19 protein-coding genes are annotated in these 19,447 nt (G+C 36.4%); 7 read left to right on the forward strand and 12 right to left on the reverse strand.

All coding sequences use genetic code 11. The features are described 5' to 3' along the window. Window positions 1-52: 52 nt before the first annotated feature. The 7 genes from AWW83_RS03090 to AWW83_RS03120 all read right to left on the reverse strand — a co-directional run bounded on the left by AWW83_RS03090 (window position 53) and on the right by AWW83_RS03120 (window position 9,793). Window positions 53-976, reverse strand: coding sequence for an aspartate carbamoyltransferase catalytic subunit (locus AWW83_RS03090; protein WP_092348292.1), 924 nt, complete (start codon window positions 974-976; stop codon window positions 53-55). Between the two features lie 55 nt (window positions 977-1,031). Beyond that, a complete protein-coding gene (pyrR, locus tag AWW83_RS03095) occupies window positions 1,032-1,571 on the reverse strand; it encodes a bifunctional pyr operon transcriptional regulator/uracil phosphoribosyltransferase PyrR (RefSeq protein ID WP_092348295.1) in 540 nt (179 codons plus the stop codon). Between the two features lie 58 nt (window positions 1,572-1,629). After that, a complete protein-coding gene (locus AWW83_RS03100) occupies window positions 1,630-2,508 on the reverse strand; it encodes a class I SAM-dependent methyltransferase (protein WP_092348298.1) in 879 nt (292 codons plus the stop codon). Between the two features lie 91 nt (window positions 2,509-2,599). Then, window positions 2,600-3,544, reverse strand: coding sequence for a PorV/PorQ family protein (locus AWW83_RS03105; protein ID WP_159421090.1), 945 nt, complete (start codon window positions 3,542-3,544; stop codon window positions 2,600-2,602). 8 nt (window positions 3,545-3,552) lie between these two features. Then, window positions 3,553-5,574 (reverse strand): T9SS type A sorting domain-containing protein, encoded by a 2,022-nt coding sequence (locus tag AWW83_RS03110; protein ID WP_092348304.1) that lies wholly within the window; start codon window positions 5,572-5,574, stop codon window positions 3,553-3,555. A gap of 18 nt (window positions 5,575-5,592) precedes the next feature. Then, window positions 5,593-8,454 (reverse strand): TonB-dependent receptor, encoded by a 2,862-nt coding sequence (locus tag AWW83_RS03115; protein WP_092348329.1) that lies wholly within the window; start codon window positions 8,452-8,454, stop codon window positions 5,593-5,595. Between the two features lie 13 nt (window positions 8,455-8,467). Next, entirely contained in the window at window positions 8,468-9,793 is a 1,326-nt protein-coding gene (locus AWW83_RS03120) for a T9SS type A sorting domain-containing protein (protein ID WP_092348330.1), read from the reverse strand. Window positions 9,794-10,009: 216 nt separating this feature from the next. On the opposite strand from AWW83_RS03120, the gene AWW83_RS03125 reads away from it, so the two are divergent. The 7 genes from AWW83_RS03125 to AWW83_RS03155 all read left to right on the forward strand — a co-directional run bounded on the left by AWW83_RS03125 (window position 10,010) and on the right by AWW83_RS03155 (window position 14,744). Further along, complete coding sequence (locus AWW83_RS03125; RefSeq protein WP_092348331.1) at window positions 10,010-10,612, forward strand: YqaA family protein; 603 nt, start codon at window positions 10,010-10,012, stop codon at window positions 10,610-10,612. A gap of 1 nt (window position 10,613) precedes the next feature. Beyond that, window positions 10,614-11,348 carry a pseudouridine synthase gene (locus AWW83_RS03130; RefSeq protein ID WP_092348340.1) on the forward strand — a complete coding sequence of 245 codons (735 nt, stop codon included), beginning with the start codon at window positions 10,614-10,616 and terminating at the stop codon, window positions 11,346-11,348. Next, window positions 11,345-11,968 carry a uridine kinase gene (gene udk / locus AWW83_RS03135; protein WP_092348343.1) on the forward strand — a complete coding sequence of 208 codons (624 nt, stop codon included), beginning with the start codon at window positions 11,345-11,347 and terminating at the stop codon, window positions 11,966-11,968. The genes AWW83_RS03130 and udk overlap by 4 nt, the downstream gene beginning before the upstream one ends. Beyond that, window positions 11,965-12,465 (forward strand): thioredoxin family protein, encoded by a 501-nt coding sequence (locus AWW83_RS03140; protein ID WP_092348346.1) that lies wholly within the window; start codon window positions 11,965-11,967, stop codon window positions 12,463-12,465. The genes udk and AWW83_RS03140 overlap by 4 nt, the downstream gene beginning before the upstream one ends. 12 nt (window positions 12,466-12,477) lie before the next feature. Then, on the forward strand, window positions 12,478-13,224 hold the full coding sequence (locus AWW83_RS03145) for a ZIP family metal transporter (protein ID WP_092348349.1): 747 nt from the start codon (window positions 12,478-12,480) through the stop codon (window positions 13,222-13,224). 2 nt (window positions 13,225-13,226) lie between these two features. Further along, window positions 13,227-13,826: an RNA polymerase sigma factor gene (locus AWW83_RS03150; protein ID WP_092348354.1), complete on the forward strand. Its 600-nt coding sequence runs from the start codon at window positions 13,227-13,229 to the stop codon at window positions 13,824-13,826. 63 nt (window positions 13,827-13,889) lie between these two features. Next, window positions 13,890-14,744: a LiaF domain-containing protein gene (locus tag AWW83_RS03155; RefSeq protein WP_092348355.1), complete on the forward strand. Its 855-nt coding sequence runs from the start codon at window positions 13,890-13,892 to the stop codon at window positions 14,742-14,744. On the opposite strand, the gene AWW83_RS03160 is transcribed toward AWW83_RS03155, so the two are convergent. The 5 genes from AWW83_RS03160 to AWW83_RS03180 are packed head-to-tail and all read right to left on the reverse strand — an operon-like array spanning window position 14,706 to window position 19,444. Then, entirely contained in the window at window positions 14,706-15,254 is a 549-nt protein-coding gene (locus AWW83_RS03160) for a flavodoxin family protein (protein WP_092348356.1), read from the reverse strand. The genes AWW83_RS03155 and AWW83_RS03160 overlap by 39 nt on opposite strands. A 1-nt stretch (window position 15,255) precedes the next feature. After that, on the reverse strand, window positions 15,256-16,617 hold the full coding sequence (mgtE, locus tag AWW83_RS03165) for a magnesium transporter (RefSeq protein WP_092348357.1): 1,362 nt from the start codon (window positions 16,615-16,617) through the stop codon (window positions 15,256-15,258). 16 nt (window positions 16,618-16,633) lie between these two features. Then, on the reverse strand, window positions 16,634-17,452 hold the full coding sequence (locus tag AWW83_RS03170) for a menaquinone biosynthetic enzyme MqnA/MqnD family protein (protein WP_159421091.1): 819 nt from the start codon (window positions 17,450-17,452) through the stop codon (window positions 16,634-16,636). Window positions 17,453-17,474: 22 nt separating this feature from the next. Then, on the reverse strand, window positions 17,475-18,569 hold the full coding sequence (locus AWW83_RS03175) for a tetratricopeptide repeat protein (protein WP_159421092.1): 1,095 nt from the start codon (window positions 18,567-18,569) through the stop codon (window positions 17,475-17,477). Beyond that, a complete protein-coding gene (locus tag AWW83_RS03180; RefSeq protein WP_092348368.1) occupies window positions 18,566-19,444 on the reverse strand; it encodes an MBL fold metallo-hydrolase in 879 nt (292 codons plus the stop codon). The genes AWW83_RS03175 and AWW83_RS03180 overlap by 4 nt, the downstream gene beginning before the upstream one ends. Between the last annotated feature and the right edge of the window lie 3 nt (window positions 19,445-19,447).

The following is a 19,447-nucleotide window of genomic DNA, read 5'->3' on the forward strand; positions in this document are numbered from 1 at the left end:
GTTGCTCAACTAAAACAAATATAAAAACGACCCGTTAAATTTTCAAACGAATTTAACTCCCCATAGTCCCAAGCAAATAAAGAACTGCCATTCTAACCGCAACCCCATTTGTGACCTGTTCAAGTATAACAGAATGCTCGCTATCAGCAACATCTGAAGATAACTCAACACCACGATTTATAGGTCCTGGATGCATTATCAAAATTGGTTTGCTTGCTTTCTCAAGCCGTTTCCTTGTGATCCCAAAAAATTTATGATACTCCTGAAGCGATGGGATAAAAGCCGAGTTCTGTCTTTCAAGCTGCAATCTTAAAACATTTAAAACATCAACTTTTGGTATAACTTCATCAATGTTATGATAAACCTGGACGCCAAGTTTTTCAATATCTCTTGGAATGAGCGTTTCAGGACCGCAGACGAAAACATTTGCACCAAGCGTTTTTAATCCAAATATATTTGACCTTGCGACACGACTATGCAAAATATCACCAACTATGCAAACATTTAATCCTTCAATTTTTCCGAATTTTTCACGCATTGTGAAAATGTCAAGCAAAGCTTGTGTTGGATGTTCATGCGTTCCATCTCCTGCATTTATTACACTTGCGTCAATTATCTTTGCAAGAAAATGAGGCGCACCAGAAGACGAATGTCTTATGACAACCATATCAATTTTCATCGCTTCTATATTTTTTACCGTATCTTTAAATGTCTCACCCTTTGCTATACTGCTTCCAGCTGTTGCAAAATTAACAACATCTGCAGACAATCTTCTCTCCGCAAGCTCAAACGATATTCTCGTCCTAGTTGAACTTTCAAAGAAAAGATTTACAACCGTCTTCCCCTGTAAAGTTGGAACTTTCTTTATCGGTCTTTCAAGAACTTCTTTAAATGAAACCGCTGTGTCTAAAATTAATTCAATATCCTCTTTCGGCATACATTCAAGCCCAAGCAAATGTTTACTTTTCAACGGCATAAAATTTTAAATTTTTGTTTTAAAATAAAAAAGCCGAAACCATTTGGTTTCGGCTTCAATCGTGCTCAATTAAAAGAACCGAGTCATCACCATCAACCTCACGAAGATTAACCTTTATCTCTTCATTTAAACTTGTCTTAACTTTTTTCCCGACAAAATCTGCTTGAATTGGAAGTTCACGATTCCCTCTATCAATTAAAACGACAAGTTGAACTGTTTTCGGTCTTCCAAAATCAATAAGTTCATCAAGCGCTGCTCTTACAGTTCTGCCTGTAAATAAAACATCATCAACAAGGATTATATCTTTATCATCAATCGGAAAATTTATTTCCGTTGTTTTGACTTCTGGCTGTCTTAATTTCAATCGCACATCGTCTCTGTAAAAAGTTATATCAAGAACCCCAACTGGAACGGATGTGTTTTCAAGTTTTGAAATTTTTTCCGCAAGTCGTCTTGCAAGAAATTCTCCCCTCGTTCTTATCCCGACAATGGCAAGATTTTTTGAACCTTTATTCCGCTCAATTATCTCGTGCGCCAATCTGTTAAGTGTCCTCTCAATGTCTAACGCATCCATAATCTTCTCTTTTATCCTCATCCTCGCTTTCAAAATTTTTCGGAAAGATAAAAAACGGAAGTGAAAAAATCAAACACCATCAAATCTTCACACACGAAAATTCAATCCAGTTCCTTGCGAATGGATTAAATTGACCTGCTTTCTCTTTGACCTGTGCGATTATCGTTTTCACAGCAAGTTTTAAAGCATCACTTTTTTGCTGGAGAGAAAAACTATCCGAATCTTCCATATCAATAAACACACCTTTTATAAAAGCATCATATTCACAAATTGCAAGCATTGCTTTTTCGCTTAATTCAACTCTTGTGCTTTTTATCTCATTCACAACGAAACCTTCTTTCTCAATTTTACTCTTATAATCATCAACCGATAAAATTTCAAATGAAGATGCGTTTTTATCTCTCTTTTTCCCAAGCGCTTGAAAAGCAAGAAGTTTAAGCATGCCCCAAAATTTAACCGTGTCAGGCGTGTAAGATTCTTTTGTAAAAGTGCTGTTTATGAAAAGTTTTCCACCTCGCTTTAAAACCTTTGAGATCGCATTTAAAGATTTTTGTTTTGCTTCATCAGTTGGTATCTCGTGAATTGCGTTGCAAAAATAGACAACATCAACACTCTCGGGTTTGATAAATTCAGTTATCTCTTCGGCGTATGATTCACAAAATTCAACTTCCGTTTCACCAATTGGTTGAACTTTTCTTCTGGCAATTTCAATAGATGCTGGATTTGGGTCAATTCCGAAAATTTTACATTTTGCTCCCTTCAAAATTTCAACGATCATTGAAGTAATAAGCCCAGTTCCACAGGCAAGATCAATGATTGTTAATTTTTTGCCTGCTTGAATTAAATCAATTGGAAAAGTTCTGCTGACAAAGTCATAATTTACCTTGCGATATTCGCTTTGCTCGCTGAAAAGATCAAAATTAAAATAAGCCCTCTCTTCTGATTTTAAAACTCTCATAAGCCAAATAACCTTTTGATTTTAAAAAATGTGGCGGGGAAACCCGCAGGTGCTTTAATGCATTATAAGAATTTTTCAGATATTCAACAAACTAAAATTCAGCCCCTATTCCAATTCTTAAAACACTCCCAAGCCGTGAGAAATTAACAAAAGCAAAATCAAAATTTACTGGAACTCCAATGTTAAATCCAGCCAAACCAAATCCAAATGTGAAATTTTCCTCGTCATAGTTAAACTTGTATCCGCCTCTCAAACTTAAAAAATTTTTGAAGGTATACTCAACTCCAAAATTTAGTTTTTCAGGCGAGTCGCTTGGATGAAGTGCTTCAACTGAAATGGACAGACGAGTTGGGGTGTTGTGCTCACCCAGAATTTCGCCAGCAATACCAAGTTTAAAAACGGAAGGCATCTTAAATGTGTCTCCAATATATTTGCTGTCAACTCCGAAATTTTGAATTGCTCCCGCAATTCGCAAACTTCTAAATCCTGTGAAATAAATTATCCCAACATCAAAGACGAAGTTATCAGATTTATAAATCCAGATTTTTTCTCTTACATACTTAACAAACCCGCCAAATGAGAATCTATCGGTTAACATTCTTGAATAAGAGATTCCAAATGCCATTGCATCAGCTGAAAATGGTTCAGTTATCACATAATTTCCAGGTTGGTCTGGATTTGCGTTTGTAGTCCCCTGCATTGTTCCAAAATCAAGCCGAACAAATCCAACACCAAAAACGCCAAAATTTCCAAGTTTAAAAAGATATGCACCTGCTTGATGTTTGGTATCCGCAAGCCAATTTGCAAATGTAAAGTTAAGCGAATGTCTTTTTGAAGTAAATCCGACAAGTGCAGGATTTATAAAAATTGCATCAGCCCCCGTATGGAATAAAGCAACAGAAGCATCACCAAGCGCACTTGCCCTTGCACTTACGGGAATTTCAAGAAATACATATCCAGTTGTGCCAACTTTTTTAAAATCTTGAGAACTTATAAAAGAAATTAAAACTGCCAAAAGCAAAACTGCTTTCTTCATAACTTTCCTCATCTTATTATTGCGAATTTCCCAATTTTCTTTTTACCATCTGGCGTTTCTATATGGTAGATGTAAATTCCACTTTCAACATATTGACCGTAGTCAGTTACTTGATTCCACGAAGCAATTCCAGAACCATCATTGTGATAAATTGTTTTTACAAGATCACCACGAATCGTGTAGATTCTTATTACACACGGGCTTGGTATATTGATAAACTGAATTACATCAACATCGCGTGGATTTAAAAATCCAGAACGACTTATAAAAGGATTTGGAACAACGAGAACCTTTTCAAGTTCATTCGTTGCTGGTATCGTTGCTTTAAATGGAATTGTCATTCTATTTGCAAAGATAGAACTTTCCATAGGTGGGACACGATTTGAGCCAGTTTCCGGAAAACGAGCCAATGGATTCGGTGGCCAGCTCATATGTCCAGTATCATAACTTGTAATCGCATAATAATAACTGAATCCAACCGTAACAGCAGTATCAACGAATTTATATTTTCGTTTTGTCGGATCATAAAATTTTGGATCTCCTTTCTTAACATCTGCTATTAATTCCCACGGTCCAATTGGTAGATAATTTGAGCGATAAATCCTATAACCTACTAAATCAAACGCTTCATCACCAGAATAATCCCGATCTGGTATAGCTTCAACGGAGTCATACCATTCAACAACATTTGCTATCACGCCCTCGGCTTCGTCAAAGAGACGAACATTAAAATTTGGAGCTGGAGGTGGATCCGGGACATTGTAATTATTATCAAAGTTAAACTGCGCACGCCGTGAATTCTTTAACAATTCATTATACCCCCTACTCCCAACAATAGAAGCAGTTGTATTTGGATCAATTGCTTCTTTATACGAGATACCACCGATAACTTCAGCGGTCACGATTTTTATCGTATCCCCTGGTCTTAATGTCCAGGGTCCAAGTGAAACAAGTGACCACATTCTTCTTGTCGTCCATATCGGATCGGATGGAGAAACAACAGCGGAAGAAGCATTTCTCGGGTCTCTACAAATTGCATATCTACCATCTAAACCAACGCTTGCGGTTCCAAATGGTCCATACAGATCAATTCTATCATCAGCAGCCGACCAAGCATAACCATTTATTCTATTTGTTCTGCCCGTGCTATCTGGCGAAACATAAAGAAATCTTAATCCCGGATAACCTGGCGCAAGCCACTCTCCCTGCCTCTGCGGTCCACCTTGATCATAATAACCGTATTTCTCATTTCTCCCCGGCGTTGCGGGAAAGTCATCAGCATAACCGAAAAGTAATCTTTCAGCCGGAAGAAAGAAAAAACGATTGTTACGAGCTCCCTCACTATACTGCGGATAAAAAAGAATTCTCCATGCCCTTGAATTTATTGAGAAAGCATAAGTGAAAAGAATATACATCCTGTAAATCGTTGCATTGTAAAGTCCAAATTTATCTGTTGGTGAAAGTTCGTTGCTTATGTTTTTTATCACATACTCAATTATGATGTAATTTTCATCAGATTGAGAACCGCTCCACTGCATTGCTTTTCTCTCAACTCTTACAGGCAAAGGCATATCACCTTGATATTGTGATTGATAGTTAGGATTATATTCCCAAACGCTCTCAATTATCTCTTCAGGTCCTTGAAATTTTGTTTGCCAGTGATTTGTAATTTTTGTGTGTTTTTTAACAATATATTTTGCTCCGGGCTCGGGCGAAACCGTCCCCGCATACATTGCCCAATCATCAGCTGCTATAACTTTTCCATTTGAATCAAGACCGGCAATTATAAAACCACCTGTGATAAGATGCGAAGCTGCACCACCTATATCAGCACCAATCCATTCAGGATCAAATCCAGGCCAATCCATTCCATAATTTATCCTTTGCCAGTTGTTAAATGGTGGACAAATTTTTCCGTAATAAAATGATTCCCACAGCATTCCTCTTTTGAAATAAAGAATAGGTGCATCAATTTGCGCATTTAATTGACCAAGCAAAATTAAAGTTAAAGCGAAGATTTTTATTCGCATTTTAACCCATTCTTTCTTTTAAAAACCAAGTCCAACTGTGAAGTAAATTTCTCTTGGAACATTGCGATAAGTCGTGAAGTAGTTAAATTTATAACTTGCCCGCGGATTCAATGGATCTTCGCCTGGTTTCAACATATCCGGAGTTATATTTCTTTCAACCCAATCCCTCAAATCATCCTGTGATGAAAATGGTGTTAACCATCTGTTGTTAAATAAATTCATCACGCGAATACCGAGTAAAATACTTTGCTTTCCCACATAAACCCTCTTTGTTATGTTAAGATCAGCTTTTGCTTCAAGGGGATAACGACGGTTATTAACAACATCTTTGAATTCATCATAACTTGTCACATAAGTAAATGGAGTTCCGCTTTGGGCGGTATAAGTTATACTAATTGTAAAGTCAGAAAAAGGTTTAATTCCAAAAATTTCTATCCCACCGCCTTTTTCAACATTATAACTTACAAGAGCCCTGAAAGTATGAGTTCTATCATCATAGGAGAGAAAATCATTTGCTTGATTTCTTTCCTGATAATTTCTCGGATCATTTGGATCATCAGACCAAAGAGATCTTGGTCCATAATAACCAAATGTCGTCCGCGACAAACTATAAGTTAATCTATAACCCCAACGACCGGGAGCAACTTTATCAACGGTAATTTCAATACCTTTTGACGCACCATAAGAATTGTTTTCATAAGTTACATATCTCTTGTTTCTTCTTATCCCTGCGCTCGGTGCATAAATATAAAGCGTTCCAACTTGCTTGACTCTATCGTTGTAGTATGCAACAACATCAACCCTGTGCGTTCCTTTGTAACTGTGTTGAATCCCAAATTCATAACTAATCGTCTGTTTTGGTCCAAGATTGCCATTTCCATACGCAATCCAACCAAGTTCTGTTGTTTTCATTAATGCTTCCTTAAACGTAGGCATTGAATAGAAATGTCCATACTGTAACCTGAACGCAGTATTCTCACCGATTGGAAATGACAAACCAAAGCGAGGTGAGATGCGAACATATCCACGGGTTTTTTTAGTTCTTGGGTCACCAATCGCTTCGGCCCCAAGTGCGGGATAAAACGGGTTAAATCTATCGTAAGGAATTTCTGTGTTAAAATTATAACCATCCAATCTAACCCCGACATTTGCAACCATTCCTTCGTATTCAAATCTGCTTTGTGCGTAACCAGCGATATAAAACGGATAAGCTTTGTAATATTCAGCATAACCTGTTCTTGATATAAAAGCATTCGCAGCAAAACTTGAAACAGCATTGTAATAAGTATCCCAGTAATTAAATTTAAATCCAGCCTTAATCTGCAACCTTGGCGTTATCTGATTTGTGTAATCTCCGTAAATGCTCCAAGCGTCGGTTCGTGCATCTTGCCCATAAAGTGTCGTAAATGAGTAAACAGTTCTATATCCCTCATCCCATGGTCCAGGTGGTATTGACCACACATCATCTCTTAAATAGCTCGGTCTTTGCGGAACAGGTAAAACTAAAACGATATATCTTTCCCGCGAATGATACGCTGTTAACTCAAAAAACGACTTTGGGTTTATCGCATATGTCCAGGTGAAACTTTGCGTTGTGGTTATCTCATCTCTTGGTGAATCAGTGACAAGAACATACTTCCACGAACCATCTCTTCCAGCCCAGCGAATATCATCAGAGCCAGAAAACAATCCACCACGGTAATACTGATACATCCCCATCAATTTGAACTTATGACCCGGAACAGGATTCCAAGATAAGGTTAAAGTATAATTTTGATAGATCTGCACTCTTTCAATTGTTGGGATTCTCGTTGGTTTAGCTCTATATTCAGCAGATATAAAAAATCTCAAGGCTTCGGGGCTGCTTCCGAGCGGACCACCAAAACCAAGAAGGAATCTTTTATACGAAAGTTTCCTGTAATCATAAACGCCAAGTGGATTAGCCCCACCATCTGGTGTTGGTGAATGATTTTCCACCCATTTTTTCCACATTTTGTAAAGCCACTCATCAGAAGAATCAGGATATGTTTTCTTCCACGCTTCAAGCGTTCCCCATTTTTTCCATTCAACATTTTCAGGTCCGTAAAGATAATGACCCCAATGATATTGCCCCGGTGGTCTATACTCAAATCTAAATTCACCAGATAATTTAGGTCCACCTTCTTTTGTCACAACCTTAACAACTCCAGATTGAGCATTCCCATATTCAGCACTGAAACCACCTGAGATTATCTCCATCTGTGCAACCGCAAGCGGATTATAATCATACTTCCAACTATTATTTGATTTATCCCATGCGAAACTATAACCCGGGACACCAGTGTTTGTTGTAATTTGTTCAACACCGTTAATCATAAAATTAAGTTCATACGCACCTCCACCACGAACGCTGTATGTTCCATTAGGATTTTGTATTATGCCAGCGGTAAGCTCAAGTATTTGCTTTAAACCTTCAATTGGTGCGGATTCAATTTCTCTTGACTCAATATTAACAGATGTTGATGTCTTATCTTTCTCAATCACAGGTCGCCTCGCTTCAACTACAACTGGCTCAACCTCTATAACAGTTGGCTCAAGCTGAAAATTGACCGTTGTAGTTCTATCAACATAGACAAGGACATCTTTAACAACCATCTTTCTATAACCAACCATACTTGCAACAAGATTGTAACGACCTGGTGGGACATTTATGATAAAATACTCACCGTCAAAATTACAAGCTGCGCCCATCGTCGTCCCCTCAATTAAAACATTTGCCCCGGGCAACGGCTCTCCAGTTGATTTGTCAACAACTTTACCTGCGATTTTACCTTTTGGAGTTTGGGAAATGGCAATTGAAGTCAAAAAAATGAGCAAAATAAGATTCCAAAAATACTTCATGGCACAAAAAATTCTATTTTATTAAAACCATTTTCATCAACTTTGATTTGTGGCCGTTAACTTCAAGCTGATAATAATAAACGCCACTTGTCAAACCACTTGCATCAAAAGACACAACATGCTTACCCGCACTTTGTAAAGAGTTAACAAGTTCATTTATCTTTTGACCAAGCGAATTATAAACATTGATCCGAACAAACCCAGAATTTGGAATCTCATAGATTATCGCCGTCGTTGAGTTAAACGGATTTGGATAATTTTGATGTAATTTAAAATCAAACGGGAGATTTTGTTCATTTTTAACAGATGTCACCCTTTCAAAAACATAAGCCCTCCGTGCAAACATATCAATCACATAAGCTCTTGATTCTTCACGACTTAAAGCAACATCACATGGCGCATTAAATGGAGCACCTTCAAGAGTTAAAACTTCCATTGCAAAATTTCCAGCTATCTCAAACACCTTAACAGTTTGAAAACCTGAATCAGGTCTGCAAACCCACAATCTTCCCTGACGATCAGCGTAAATTCCATATGGTATAAATCTCCCAAGAGCAAGAAAACCTGCAAAATCCGTCAACGCTTGACCTCTATAATTTTTCGGTTCAACTTGGGTTCCACCAGTCCATATTGCAACATTTCCCGCAGTTGGATTATCTTCTGAACTATTTCTTGCCGTGAAAAATGGCGTATTTGGATTGTTATAATCTGCATCGGGAATAACAGCAACATCCCTGATCGCATCAACCCCAGCTTGACTATAACCACCTGGATCGCTTGAGTAATATGCTGGTGGAACATAGGCACCTGGATCAGCAGTTCCACTTGAATTAGTTATGGTTCTACTTGTAAAGTTATAAACTCTCGGTGTTGGTCCCGGATTTCCAACCTGATATGTCGTCCCTGCATAAACAAAACTATCCTTCGTTGCGCTCAAACCATAAATAAAAGTTCCATATCCAAATTGCCCAAATCCAAAGCCATATCTTACCTTTTGCTGTGGATCACCATTCTTAAAATAATCAAGCCCTGAAACACCAACCGCACTAATTGATGGAGGTTGCCTGAAAATAACAAGAACATCATTTTGAATTGTTGTTATTCCTCTTAACGAATGAACATTTGTTGTATCAAATCTTGCGGTGTAATCATAAACAAGCGTAAAAACATCATCGTTTGGTCCAGCTTTCCAGAGCGAATTATGTGCCGATGTATCCGTTGCTTTTGAAGATATAACCCAGAGATTTCCACTTGCATCAACTGCACATAAAAATGGTCTCACAAAAGCTGTATCCGTGGCTGGAAATGCAATTGTTTTTTTTATATACCCATTGCTCACCTTGGGAAAACAAATTTACAGTTGAAAGGAAGGTAAAAAGCAGAAAAACTTTGTAAAGTATCCTCATAAAACAATCTCAAATTTTGTTTTTCATTCGCTTTAAGTTTGCAAAAAAAATCAAAAAAGTCAAGAAAAGTCAGCGGATTTTCACCTAAACTTGAATTTCAAATTTAACATTTTTATTTTGTTTCAAATTAAAAACATACAAGTGGAGAAATGCTTCGGAAAATTTCAAAGTTCTTGTTTGACCTCAAAGCATGGGTTGAAAATTTCGCAGATAAACCTTATGCAGGTCTTGCTCTTTTTATAATTGCATTCGCAGAGTCATCTTTCTTTCCAATTCCGCCAGATGTCCTTCTAATTGCGATTGCACTCCTCAAACCAAAATTGTCTTTTAGATATGCCTTTATCTGCTCTGTTGGTTCAGTGCTTGGAGGAATGTTCGGGTATTTGATAGGTTTTCAATTTTACGAATTGATCGGGAGAAAGATAATTGAATTTTATCATCTTCAAGAACAGTATAACGCCGTTAAAGTTATGTATGATAAAAATGCTTTCGTTGCAATTGCAATCGCCGGATTTACGCCAATTCCATATAAAGTTTTCACAATTGCAGCTGGAGCTTTTCAAGTAAATTTTTCAACGCTTGTAATCGCATCCGCTTTAAGCAGACCAGCAAGATTTTTTCTCGTCGGTGGATTGATTTACTTCTTTGGTCCGAAAGTTAAAACTTTTATTGACAAATACTTTGACTGGCTCACACTGGCTTTAATAATTTTGTTAATTCTCGGCTTTACATTAATTAAGTATCTCAAATGAGATGAAGCGTGGCGTCTCACTTGAAAGAGCAATTTCAAAACTTGGTTACGCATCAAGAAAAATTGCGCGTGAATTAATCACTCAGGGCAAAGTAAAAGTTAACTCAAAAACAATAGAAAATCCCTCTTTCAGAGTTGATTTGAAAAAAGATAAAATTGAAATTAATGGCGAAATTCTAAAGCCAAAAGAAAAAATTTACATCATCTTCAACAAACCGAAAGGAGTTGTGACGACAAGAAAAGATGAATTGGGAAGAAAAACAATTTACGATTTCATCAAACTTGATACATGGGTTGCTCCGGCAGGACGACTTGACAAAGACACCGGCGGACTTCTAATTTTGACAAACGATAATAAATTTGCGGACTTTATAACAAATCCAGACTCAAAAGTTTCAAAAACTTATCTCGTTAAACTCAACAAAAAGATAAAACCAGAAGACCTGTTAAAACTTCAAATCGGAATTGAGATTGAAATTGAAGGCGAAACTTACACAACTTTACCAGCGAAAGTTAAAGTCATAAAAACAAACCCAAAAACTTGCTGGGTTGAAATACAAATCGTTGAAGGTAAAAACAGACAGATAAGAAAAATGTTTGAAAAACTTGGTTATAAAGTTGACACTTTGATAAGAACCAAAATTGGCAACTTTGAAGATAAATCTCTCAAACCTGGCGAATGGAGATTTCTCAAAAAAGAAGAATTAAAACAAATTGCTCCGAATTATTTTAAATGAGACCGCTTGTCATTGGAATTGCAGGAGGCACTGGCTCTGGTAAAACAACCGTTGCAAGAAAAATCGCACAAAAAATCGGAGATGAAAAAGTTATAATTCTTGAACACGATAATTATTACAAAGACATTTCACAATTTGAAGGCAAAAAAATTGAAGAAATTAATTTTGACCATCCAGATGCGCTTGACACTAAACTTTTGATTGAACATGTTAAAGCCCTTAAAAACCGCCAACCTATTGATGTGCCAATTTATGACTTTACAACATACAGACGACTTCCGCAAGTAAAACACATTGAGCCGAAGGATGTAATAATAATTGAGGGAATACTTGTCTTCGTTGAAAAGGAACTTCGTGAACTTATGGATATAAAAATTTTTGTTGATACAGATGCGGATGAGAGAGTGTTAAGACGAATAAAAAGAGACATACTTGAAAGAGGAAGGACGCTTGAGTCAGTGATAAATCAGTATATTTCAACAGTTAAGCCATCGCATCTTGAATTTGTTGAGCCAAGTAAAAGATGGGCTGATATAATAATTCCAAGAGGTGGAGAAAATGAAGTCGCAATTGAAATGGTTGTTTCAAGAATAAAAACAATGCTGGAGGACAAAAAATGAAAAAAATTGTCTTGCTCTTAACAATTTCAATTTTATTTTTCGCATGCGGGATAAAAAAATACACAATCGTTGAGCGTGGAAACACAAAAATAATTATCGGCGAATTCCCAATTCAACTTCTTAAAACCAATGATTTCAAATGGTTTAACGACGGTTATTCAAATTTCAAAATTGATGAAACGGAAAATTTCAACATCATAAAATCAAAAGCCAATAAGTTTGATGTCATCGTTTTTCTTGGGACTTGGTGTCCAGACAGCAGAGAACATGTCCCGAAATTTATCAGAATAATGGACGAAGCAGGTGTATCAGAAAAACACATAAAACTTGTCGGACTTGACAGAGACAAAACTTTAAAAGGTCTAACCGACAAATACAATATCACACGAGTCCCAACTTTCATATTTTTTGAAAATGGTAAAGAAATAGGAAGAATCGTTGAGCATCCGCAGGTGAGTTTATTGAACCACATTGCAAAAATTTTAAGCCAAAAATAATTTTGAGAAATTATGACAGCGTTAATTTTAACCCTTGGTCTTATTGCAACGATCGCAGAAATCCTTGGTGGCTTGATTATAATTTTCACGAAAAAGTGGCCACAGAAATTTCAAGATTATCTTCTTGCTCTTGGTGCTGGCTTTATTGTAGCTCTTGTCTTAACACAGCTTATCCCCGAATCAATTCGCTCAATTGGTGAAACCGCATCAATCTTGATAATGCTTGGTTATGCGACGCTTCATTTTTTTGAACATTCACTTGTCCCGCATCTTCATTTTGGCGAAGAAACACACACGGAACATATCGTCTCAAAAACCGCAAGTTATTCAATTTTTTTCGGACTTTTCACACACGCATTTTTTGATGGAATGGCAATTTCAATAGGTTTGAAATTTAACTACATAATTGGGCTTCTTCTTTTTATCGGAATTTTCTTGCATAAATTCCCAGAAGGTATGACAGTTGCTTCGGTTATTTCAGCTTCTGGTAAAAAAGTTAGCACATCTTTGCTTCTTGCATCTCTTGTTGGACTTGCAACCTTTGCTGGCGTTCTGGTTGGTCTTGGAATACCACAGATAAGCGAAAAAGCAACAGGTTTTCTCTTTGCGTTTATATCTGGAATCGGGCTTTATGTTGGAACAACTGATTTAATTCCGGAGATCAACAATTCAAAAACCAAATTAGCCCCAATCGTCGTTTTCATCGGGATGCTTCTTTTTTATATGACCTCAGATTTTCTACATAAAACAATCCACTGAAAATGAAAAGAGGCAAAAAAGATCTTAAAAATCTTTCAGACACAGAGCTTGTTAAACTTGCCATTAACGGAGATGAAACCGCATATGTTGAACTTATGAATAGATACAGAAAAAAAGTTGAAGTGATAGTTTTAAAAATCGTAAAGCAAAAATCTGAAGTTGAAGACCTTGTTCAGGAAATCTTCACAAAAGCTTTCACATCAATTTCAACTTTTAAATCCGAATTTTCATTCTCCACCTGGCTTTACAAAATTGCAACAAACCATTGCATTGACTTCGTACGAAAGCGAAAAATTTCAACTTTTTCACTTGATGAAGATTACGAGCTTGAAGAGGACACAATTCAGCGCGAAATTCCCGACTGGAGCCAAACTCCCGACCGTGAATTATTTGAAAAACAAAGAAATGAAATCATTCACCAAGCAATTAATTCACTTCCCGAACATTACAGAAAAGTTATAATAATGCGACACTTTGAGGATAAATCATACGAGGAAATCGCAAAAGAGTTAAAACTTCCGATTGGAACTGTTAAAGTTCATATTTTCAGAGCAAGGGAATTGCTTTACAAAAAGCTCAAAGACAAACTTAAACATTATTGAAACAGAAACACACTTTCTCCGTAAAATCAAACATAGAGAAAACATAAAAGCAAAGCCCGAAACTTGAAGCAATATAAACTCAACATAGTTATTTTATTTGTTTTAGTTCAAATTGCATTAGCAAATGACAATGATTTTTTTCAGCCAAGATTTCACAAAGAGATTCCAAGAAAAAATGAGAAAGAGCTGAAGATAAAAATTTCAGGTGGAGCTGGTGTCTTTTACATTCTTCCCGGGGATAAGGACAAAATTGCGATAATTGATGGTTATTCTGATAAAGAAAGTGGGAAAAATCTCGTTGATATAAATTATTTCGTTGAAGATGGAATTGGATATCTTGAACTTGAGATGACGCACTTAAAATCAGGAAAAAAATCTGGGGATGAGAAATGGTATATCAAACTTTGCGATGACCTTCCAACATCGCTTGATATAGAACTTGGAGCAACGAAAGCGGATATTGATCTTGGCGGGTTAAATTTAAAAAATGTCAAGTTATCAACTGGTGTAAGTAGCACAAACTTAAAATTTACAAAGCCCAACAAAACGATAATGAGAAGGTTTGAAATTGAAGCTGGGCTTGCAAAATTTGACGGAGAAAAACTTGGAAACGCAAGATTTAGAAGCTTGAATTTTTCAGGCGGGATGGGAACTTTTGACCTTGATCTTTCAGGTGAATTAATTGACGATGCAGATGTAAACCTATCCATCGGTTTCGGAAATCTTGATGTCTATCTTCCAAAAGATGTCGGAGCGATAATCGTTTCACCATCCGCTTTGTTTACCTCAAAAAAGTTTGACAATTTTTACAAAAAAGGAGATAAATATATAAGCTTCAACTTTAATGAAGTTCAAAAGAAAATTAACATCTTCATTGAATCAGGGCTCGGCAATATCAAAGTCAGATGGATTGATTGAACTCAAAATCAAATTGCAAAATCTATCTAACTTCCCAAGAAAATCATTATTTTGAATTTCACTTCGTTTAAATTTTTCAAAAGCAACGATCTCAAAACCGAAATCCTCAATTTTCCGCACCAACTTTTTAAGATAAACCTCTTCCCTAAATCCACCATATGTCAGAAAAAGGAAAATTTTCGGCAAACTTTTACCTGTATTAAGAGACCTTGAAAACTTTTTAAGCTTGTAAATAAAAGATGTCACAGGTGGACAATTAAATGTCCATTTCGGCGTCCCAAGAATTACAATGTCAAATTTTTCAAGCTTTAAAAATTTCAAACTTTTTACAGGGAAAGGCAAAGACGGGACAAAAGAAAGAAAAAGCCACAAAAGATAAGGTAAATCAAAAATTGGCTCAATTTTAAAAACTTCACACTCTATTTTCTCAATGCGCAATCGCTCAAAAATTAAATTTGCAACCTTCTGCGTGTTCCCAGTGCGAGAAAAATAAACAAGTAAAATTCTCAACTTAACCCAAAAGTTTTAATAACAATGTTGCAACACTTAAATAAGTCGCCGAACTCAAAATATCTGTCCCAGTTGTGACAAGAGGTCCAACAGCAGTTGCAGGGTCTCGTTTGAGTTTTATCAGAACAAATGGTTCAATAGTTCCCATAATTGAAGAAAAAGTCATTGAAGCAAGACATCCAACCCACGCAGTCAAAGGCAAGACAAAAGAGTATTTAAAACCATAGACAAGAACGGTTATCAACGCAAGAATCATTCCATAGGTAAATCCCATAATTGAACCAGCAAGCGTTTCTTTGACGAGAACTCTTTTCAAATCACCCATTTTTATGCTTCCAGTTGCAAGACCACGAACACATATCGTTGATGCTTGCGTTCCAACATTTCCACCCATTGCTGCAATAAGAGGCATATAAGATGCAAGTGCAATGACTTGTTGAAGCGTTGGCTCAAAATGTTTTACTATGAAAGAGACAAAAATTTCGCCTATGTAAGTCAAAATCAACCACGGCATTCTTAACCTTGCTGATTTAAACGGAGAAAGCAATGTTTCAATATCTTCAAGTTGAGTTCCAACCATTTTTGCTATATCCTCGGACATCTCTTCGTGGATGACATCAAGAATATCATCAACAGTGATTATTCCCAAAAGTTTTCTGTATTTATCAACGACAGGTATAACCGTCAAATTGTATTTTTTCATTATACTTGCAACCTCTTCCTGATCCGTATCAACTTCAACGCTTATAACTTTTTCATCCATAATATCGCTTATCCTTTTTCTCGGATCAGAAAGAATTAAATCTTTCAATTGCACAACTCCAACTAAAACACCTTTTTCACTTGTGACATAGATTGAATAAATTGTTTCCTTATCTGGTGCAGTCATTCTCAAAAAATCAATCGCTTCACCAACGGTCATACTTTCAACGACCGAAGCAAATTCCGTTGTCATCAATCCACCAGCGGTTTCAGACGGATAAGATGTTAAAATCTCAACCTCACGCTTTGCTTCCTCAGTCATCAAAGATTCATATTCACGACTTTTCTCAACTGTCAATTCCTCAAATAAATCAGCTCTTTCGTCAGGGGACATTTCATTCAAAAAATACGCTTTATCTTCTGGTGGGAGATTTTCAAGGATGAAAATTTGCGTATCCTCATCAAGCTCATCAAAAACTTCTATCGCTTTTTCTTTTCTTATCAATTTGAACAAAATTATCTTCTCATCGTTCGGAAGCTCGGAGATTATTTCCGCTATATCCACGGGATGAAGATCATCAAGAATATCAATTAACTCTTCATTTCTCCCCGCTTGAATTAATTCTCTTATATCCGGGATCAAGATAAGCATTGTCTTCATTGGTCAACTCTCCTTTTTACTTTTTCATTGTCCTTTTTTCAAACTCATAAAACTTTATCTCCGGGATAAACTCTATTATTCCGTAATAAAAAGCGTAGGTGAAAAATTCCTTCATCCCGTTTATCTCCGCTTCGCCAAGCTCGTAGTGTAAATTTTTTGTCAAATAAAATTTGCAAAATTCAAAATCAACGCCGTATCTCTCGCTTGCTTCGTCGCAAATTACATCAATGTTTTGAAGCCCGTATTCTTTTGCGTTTATCAATGCGTTTATATCATCTTCACTCAAACTATCTCTGCGACCAACCCACAAAGCGTAAACAAAGGGCAAACCTGTTAAATCATCCCATTCATCACCAAGATCAATGTATGTTTCATAACCAGATTTCTCAAACAACGCATGATCCCCAATTAAAAGAGCCGAATCAGCAACAGCAAGCATCTCTTCAAGGTTTGGCTTCATAGCAATGAACTTCGGATGAACATCGTATTTCTCTGAAAGTATGATGCGAGCCAAAATAACAGATGTCATTGAACTTATATCCGTTGCGACGGTTTTTACATCTTTCAAATCTTTTTTGAAATAAAGACGAATACTGTTAACTGCACCGTGTGAGGCAATGCAAATTTCTGGAACGATGCGATACTTAACCGAATACTTTGCGTAATGAATTGATGGGACAAGCCCAGCGTTAATTTCTTTATTCAAAAGTTTCACTGCAACCTGTGAAGGTATATCGTAAATCAAATCAAAATTGTGAGCGATCTTATTTTTCTCAATCGCATATATTAACGGCTTTGCGTTTAAGAAATCAAACACACCAAGTTTTGCTCTCACCACATAAACACAAATTTTATTTTTACGGCAGGTTTAATGGAAACTCTAAATTTATCCTCTGCGCAAATCTTGAACCAAGTCGCTCATATTCGTTTAAAACATCGCAGACATTTTCTCCTTTCATCAAACCTCGCACAAGTTGAACATGCAATCTCTCAAAATTATAGCCATATTTTTTTGAAATTTCAAAAATCTCGTCAAATTTTTTCTCCGAAATCTTCTTCCCCATTAAATAATTAATTTCAATCTTCCCGAGTTCGGTGTAAATCAGACCCCTCTTATCTCCTGTTTCTCTGAAAATTTTTTCCGCTCTTGAAAATTTTTCAATTGCCTTTTCAAAATTTCCAATTACTTTTGCAAGCGTTCCCTCGCCCCAGAGTGTATAAGCATAACTTATCTTATCGCCTATTTCCTCATAATTTTTTGTTGCAAGATTGAAATAATGCTGTGCCTTTTCAAAATTCCCAAGCATACGATTTGCGTTTGCAATTCCACAATAAGAATAAGCGATGCCAAATTTATCTTTTAAACTTCTTAACACATTGTTTGCGTTCGTATAGTATTCAAGCGAGTCATCAAAATTTCCCATAATTCTTGAGACGCCACCAAGCCCGCAAAGTGAATATCCAATTCCCGATTTATTTCGCAACTTTTTATAAATTGAAAAAGCATCTTTAAACATTTCAAACGCATCTTTCAAAAAACCCATAAACCTCAATGTTCCTCCTTTTGCCCAAAGAATATACGCAAGCCCTTCTTCGTCTTTAATTTTTCTGTAAATATCAACCGCAATTTCAAAATTTTCAATCGCATCATTTAACCTTCCAATCGCTCTAAAAGCAGTTCCAAGCCCTGCGTGCGCATCTGCAATTGCTCTTTCATCAATTCTTCTGGCGATACGCAAAGCAAAACGATAATATCTAATTGACTTTTTAAATTCACCCGCCAACCTCGCACAATGCCCCTCGTTCAACCGAAGATAATAAAGCCATTCATCATCAAAATCATTTTCACTTAAAACTTTATCAACCTTTTCATAAATTGAAAGCGCTTCAGAAAACTTGCTCTCTTTTTGAAGTTTTTCCGCTCTCTTAACATCATCAAGAATTTTCATCATCCCCATCCCTTCATTCTTTTTACAAGTTTTTCAATCTCAATCTTAACATCACTTTTTGATAACTTAACTTTTTGTCCGTGCCCCGGGAGAATCCATTCAAAATCAAAGCCAAGCAATTTCTCCATTGACTCAATTTGCTTTTCCCACGAATACCAGCAAACATCTCTCCCAGCGTCAAGATGTTTTTCATCTCTGTCCCACCATAGATGATCACCAGTGAAAAGAAATTTATCCTTGTAAAGTAATACACAATGTCCTCTCGTATGCCCGGGCGTCGGGATAACGACAAAACCTGAAACTATTTCAACAGGTTTTTCACCCTCAATCACAATATCAGCATTCCTAAATCCAGTTAAATCATCTTTATGAATTATAACGCTTGCACCAAAATGAGAAGCAAATTTCCCAGCATCAGCAACATCATCACGATGCGAAAGAAAGATATATTTAACACCGCCCATTGATTCAAATTTTTTAACCAAATGAAGGACGAATCTCGGCGAGTCAATAAGCCAGTTTCCCTTCGGATTTTTGATGAAATAACTATTTGCCCCAAATGATTTTTCAGAATTAAAGCCACAATAAAAAACATCATCTTCAATCAAAATTGGAAAATCATTAATCACACTTGAAATTAAAAACTTTGAATCCTCACCTATAAATCCAATTGCACCAACAGGACAAGAAATTAACGCTTGAATTGCTTTTCTTTTTTCAACTTCATTTTTCGGTTGAGAATAAACATAAGAATATCCGCCAGAGTCAGCAAAAACTTCTGGAGCAATTTGTCTGCACGCATCACAATCTATGCAAGTTGAGTCAACAAAAAACTCACCTTTGACATTTATTTTCAAAATTTTATCTAAATTAGCCATTGT

This window comes from Candidatus Chryseopegocella kryptomonas (genome assembly GCF_001536065.1).
In the GTDB taxonomy this organism is placed as follows: Bacteria; Bacteroidota; Ignavibacteria; order Kryptoniales; family Kryptoniaceae; genus Kryptonium; species Kryptonium kryptomonas.

Excerpts from the sequence above, each read along its gene's own strand:
- AWW83_RS03090 (WP_092348292.1), bottom strand. The coding sequence starts at position 976 with ATGCCGTTGAAAAGTAAACATTTGCTTGGGCTTGAATGTATGCCGAAA.
- AWW83_RS03145 (WP_092348349.1), top strand. The coding sequence starts at position 12,478 with ATGACAGCGTTAATTTTAACCCTTGGTCTTATTGCAACGATCGCAGAA.
- AWW83_RS03110 (WP_092348304.1), bottom strand. The coding sequence starts at position 5,574 with ATGCGAATAAAAATCTTCGCTTTAACTTTAATTTTGCTTGGTCAATTA.
- AWW83_RS03150 (WP_092348354.1), top strand. The coding sequence starts at position 13,227 with ATGAAAAGAGGCAAAAAAGATCTTAAAAATCTTTCAGACACAGAGCTT.
- AWW83_RS03175 (WP_159421092.1), bottom strand. The coding sequence starts at position 18,569 with ATGATGAAAATTCTTGATGATGTTAAGAGAGCGGAAAAACTTCAAAAA.
- pyrR (WP_092348295.1), bottom strand. The coding sequence starts at position 1,571 with ATGAGGATAAAAGAGAAGATTATGGATGCGTTAGACATTGAGAGGACA.
- udk (WP_092348343.1), top strand. The coding sequence starts at position 11,345 with ATGAGACCGCTTGTCATTGGAATTGCAGGAGGCACTGGCTCTGGTAAA.
- AWW83_RS03130 (WP_092348340.1), top strand. The coding sequence starts at position 10,614 with ATGAAGCGTGGCGTCTCACTTGAAAGAGCAATTTCAAAACTTGGTTAC.
- AWW83_RS03125 (WP_092348331.1), top strand. The coding sequence starts at position 10,010 with ATGCTTCGGAAAATTTCAAAGTTCTTGTTTGACCTCAAAGCATGGGTT.
- AWW83_RS03140 (WP_092348346.1), top strand. The coding sequence starts at position 11,965 with ATGAAAAAAATTGTCTTGCTCTTAACAATTTCAATTTTATTTTTCGCA.
- mgtE (WP_092348357.1), bottom strand. The coding sequence starts at position 16,617 with ATGAAGACAATGCTTATCTTGATCCCGGATATAAGAGAATTAATTCAA.
- AWW83_RS03115 (WP_092348329.1), bottom strand. The coding sequence starts at position 8,454 with ATGAAGTATTTTTGGAATCTTATTTTGCTCATTTTTTTGACTTCAATT.
- AWW83_RS03100 (WP_092348298.1), bottom strand. The coding sequence starts at position 2,508 with ATGAGAGTTTTAAAATCAGAAGAGAGGGCTTATTTTAATTTTGATCTT.
- AWW83_RS03180 (WP_092348368.1), bottom strand. The coding sequence starts at position 19,444 with ATGGCTAATTTAGATAAAATTTTGAAAATAAATGTCAAAGGTGAGTTT.
- AWW83_RS03105 (WP_159421090.1), bottom strand. The coding sequence starts at position 3,544 with ATGAAGAAAGCAGTTTTGCTTTTGGCAGTTTTAATTTCTTTTATAAGT.